The organism is uncultured Subdoligranulum sp. (genome assembly GCF_937890665.1).
Genome location: NZ_CALADU010000232.1, coordinates 1 through 3626 on the forward strand (window position 1 = coordinate 1; position 3626 = coordinate 3626).

At 52.0% G+C, this 3626-nt stretch carries 6 protein-coding genes; all 6 read left to right on the forward strand.

The annotated features are described in order from the left end of the window. Positions 1-70 precede the first annotated feature (70 nt). The 6 genes from Q0526_RS13155 (at position 71) to Q0526_RS13180 (ending at position 3533) form a co-directional block, all read left to right on the forward strand. Positions 71-496: a hypothetical protein gene (locus Q0526_RS13155; protein WP_298734408.1), complete on the forward strand. Its 426-nt coding sequence runs from the start codon at positions 71-73 to the stop codon at positions 494-496. Next, positions 483-731, forward strand: a complete 249-nt coding sequence (locus Q0526_RS13160) for a DUF6291 domain-containing protein (RefSeq protein ID WP_298734411.1) — start codon at positions 483-485, stop codon at positions 729-731. Before Q0526_RS13155 ends, Q0526_RS13160 begins: the two co-directional genes overlap by 14 nt. Before the next feature lie 155 nt (positions 732-886). Further along, positions 887-1354 (forward strand): hypothetical protein, encoded by a 468-nt coding sequence (locus Q0526_RS13165; protein WP_298734414.1) that lies wholly within the window; start codon positions 887-889, stop codon positions 1352-1354. Positions 1355-1628: 274 nt separating this feature from the next. Beyond that, positions 1629-1898, forward strand: coding sequence for a hypothetical protein (locus tag Q0526_RS13170; RefSeq protein WP_298734417.1), 270 nt, complete (start codon positions 1629-1631; stop codon positions 1896-1898). Next, the gene (locus Q0526_RS13175) at positions 1880-3262 is read left to right on the forward strand and encodes a PBSX family phage terminase large subunit (protein ID WP_298734419.1); all 1383 of its coding nucleotides are present in this window, start codon (positions 1880-1882) and stop codon (positions 3260-3262) included. The genes Q0526_RS13170 and Q0526_RS13175 overlap by 19 nt, the downstream gene beginning before the upstream one ends. 16 nt (positions 3263-3278) lie before the next feature. Then, complete coding sequence (locus Q0526_RS13180) at positions 3279-3533, forward strand: hypothetical protein (protein WP_298734421.1); 255 nt, start codon at positions 3279-3281, stop codon at positions 3531-3533. The last annotated feature ends 93 nt before the right edge of the window (positions 3534-3626 follow it).

The window sequence follows — 3626 nt, forward strand, 5'->3', positions numbered from 1 at the left end:
AGGCAGAACACCATGAGGGATAAAGAGAAAAAAGCCGCCCCTGTGCTGGAACACAGGAACGGCCGGGCGGATGAAAAACATTGCAACGCATTTCGTCCGCCCCTATTCTACCATGAAAGGGGTTTATAAATCAATGAAAATTTCCGAATTGTTGCGGCATGGTGCAGAAAATGCGCTTTCTGCCGCCACATTGTGCCGCCTTGCCGAGACAACTCCACGCGGGCTGCGCCATTACATAGCGTCCGAGCGAGCCGCCGGGGCCGAAATTCTGTACCAGCCCGGCGGGCATGGTGGTTATTTTCTGCCCAGCCTGGACGTCGAGCAGGCTCACCGGGAGCGCCTGGCATTTTACAACGTCATGCGATCTCGTGCGCTCGGCACTTTCAAGACGCTGCGACCTGTTGCGCGCTCTTTGGGCGTCCCGGTAGGGCAACTTGCATTTGATCTTGCAGACTGTGAATCGGATAAGGGGGAAAACGAAAATGGCCGAGATTAAAGAGAAGCACCCTTCTTGGTTTAAGATGAAACTCGAACGGCGGCAACTCATTAAGCAGCTTCCGCCAGAAACCGCAGTCAATGTACTTCTGGCTTGTTGGGAATACCTTGAAACCGCTGAAATTCCCGATTCTTTGACGCCTATCGAGAAAATAGCCTTTAGCGCATTCTTCCCGGACATGGAGGAGGCATGGCAGAAGTACGCGCAACGGATAAACGCCAAGAAGGGCAAGTAATCGGTCGATATCGTACGATGTCGACCGACACAGAAGGAGAAGCAGAATCAGAAGGAGAAGCAGAACCAGAAGAAAAAAATATAAGGGGCTACCGCCGCCGCGCACTACGTGCGCCCTTATAAGGGACGCTGTCGCGCCGTTGGTGGTGGTATACTTTGCAAAGTTATAGTGTTACAAATTTTCTTTCCACAAATGGCACAAACAGTTTGAAAGGATTGATGATTTTGCTATTTGATTTTGAAAAGTTTTCCCGTACGGCAACTAGCATCTACAATAGCGATTGCCTGTACAGTTTGGAAGAGTGTTTGAGCGTATTTCGCTGCTATTTTGAAACCTATGAAGCCTTTACAGGCCGCATACATCCTCCAATTAAGGCAAGCCAAATATTCAAAATTATACAAGATATGCCGTTTTTTGATCCAAAGTCGGCAAGAGAATATGTTTCATTTATGAAAGCAGCAGGCCGTGAGCCTGCTCCAGATATCTTTCCCAGCATATACCCATATATTATTCAGTTGCATTTCAAAACAAAATACCGAAATTGCGACTATAACATCAATCATTTCTTCTCTGGGCGAATCCGAGAACTTAGATGTCATGAATTGGACAGAGGATACGAATAAATCAAAAATTTTCCCCGGCGGGACAAATTGTAAAGTTCGAAGGTGTGGCAACTCGCCGCGAATCAACACGGTTTGCCGCAAGAGGTAGTATTTTTCCGCAAAAATCCTTTATAAGAAATTGGAACGCCTGTTTGGCCGCCAGAAACCGCCGGAAACCGCCAAGAATGAGGAGGTGAGATAAATTACTCCACGCAAGGAAAAGGCCCTTAGAGCGCTTCTAACGTGCCGCACACAGGCAGAGGCGGCAAAGGCCGCAGGCGTCGGCGAAAGCACATTGCGGGAATACCTTCGAGACCCGGAGTTTGTACGGCGATATGATAACGCGGTCAGCAGCCTAATCGACGAGGCCACCAAGCAAGCGCAAAAATCGTTGTCCCCTGCAATACTGGCCCTTCTTGACATCGTGAGCGACCAGGCACAGCCTGCATCTGTTCGCGTATCGGCGGCCCGCAGCCTACTGGAATACGGACTGCGATTTACCGAGTTCAACGACATTCTGCGAGATTTGGAACGCTTGGAGGGTTCATGTACTACGACAATCTAAAACAGCGTGTAAAGGCTGTGAGGGCCGCCAGAGAGCAGGCACAGGCTGCGCTGAATGTTCTGCAATCCATCGACCTTACCCAGCACATAGCCGACGTTTACAAGCCCCTGCACAAAGACATAGAGGCCGCAGCCCACACCGTATATAATCTTCCTGGAGGACGCGGGAGCTGCAAAAGCAGTTTCGTGTCGCTGGAAATTGTGAACGGTATCATGCAGGCCGCCACCGGCCACAGCAACGCCATTGTGTTTCGGTTGTACGGCAACACGTTAAGGGAAAGCGTGTTTTCTCAAATCGCCTGGGCCATTGATACCCTGGGCGTGACCCATCTATGGAAAAGCCGACTTTCCCCCATGCAATGGACGTACACCCCGACCGGGGCGCAAATCGTCTTTAGAGGTCTGGACGACCCCAGCAAACTGAAATCTATTAAGCCGACGCGGGGCGTGTTCCGTTACATCTGGTTCGAAGAATTTTCCGAACTGCCCGGCCCAAACTTCACCCGAAACGTGATGCAATCCGTCCAGCGTGGCGGCGACACCTTCACCGTATTCCGCAGCTTCAACCCGCCGATCAGCGCGAACAACTGGGCCAATCGGTTTATCCAGGAGCCGGACGAGCGGGCTATTACCGTGCACACCGACTATACCATGATTCCGCCGGAATGGCTGGGTGAAGCATTTCTGTACGAGGCGGAACGGTTGAAAGAGGTAAACCCTGCTGCCTATGAGCATGAGTACATGGGGGTGCCGACCGGCACAGGCGGCGAGGTGTTCCCCAATCTGGAAATCAGAACTATCGCGGACGAAGAGATAGCCGCCCTGCAATACATCTACTGCGGGCTTGACTTTGGCTTTGCTGTAGATCCGGCTGCGTTCCTGCGCGTGGCCTATGACCGCAAGCGTGACACTATCTATCTACTGAACGAGATTTACGAAAAAGGGCTGTCCAACGCTAAATTGGCAGAGAAAATCAAGGTGCAGGGGTTCGATGTGAATGACCGGGAGCCGCCGTATATCTCGCCTGTTTACGGTATGGTAGCCGCCAACCCCAACCAGGTCATAACGGCGGACTGTGCGGAGCCTAAGAGCATCGCCGACATCAGGGCAGAGGGCTTAAAATGTCTGCCCTGCCATAAAGAACCGGGGTGTGTTGAATACCGCGTGAAATGGCTGCAACACCGGCGAATTGTGATAGACCCGGCCCGGACCCCCAACGCATATCGGGAGTTTGTGGGCTATGAGTATGAAACCGATAAGGACGGAAACTTTCTTTCCAGACTGCCGGACAAAAACAACCATACCATAGACGCCTGCGCTTATGCGCTTGACCGTCTGATTTATCAACGCGGCATATCCGCGTAAGAGGGGAGGTGTAACAATGGCTTTTATGCGCATCTACTGCGGCTCTTGCGGCCAGCATTGGGAAGTATACGAACGTGACGATTGGAACAGTTCAAAGGCGGCGATTTGCCCCCATTGTGGAAAAAGCATTGATGGGCAGACCTGGGTCAACCAGGTGGTTCCGGCCTTCTGCGCCGCTGCTGACGCCAACCGAGAACTGGAACGGGATGCCACAGGCTACGGCCTGCCACGTTTTCGCTTTGACATCTTATCGAAGAGTAGAACCGACTAACGGCGATATGAAAGGGGCTGCCCCTGCATCGGGGCTGCCCCTTTTTCTATGATTATGTCAGCTTGCAGGAAAGCACCAGGCTGTACAGGCCGC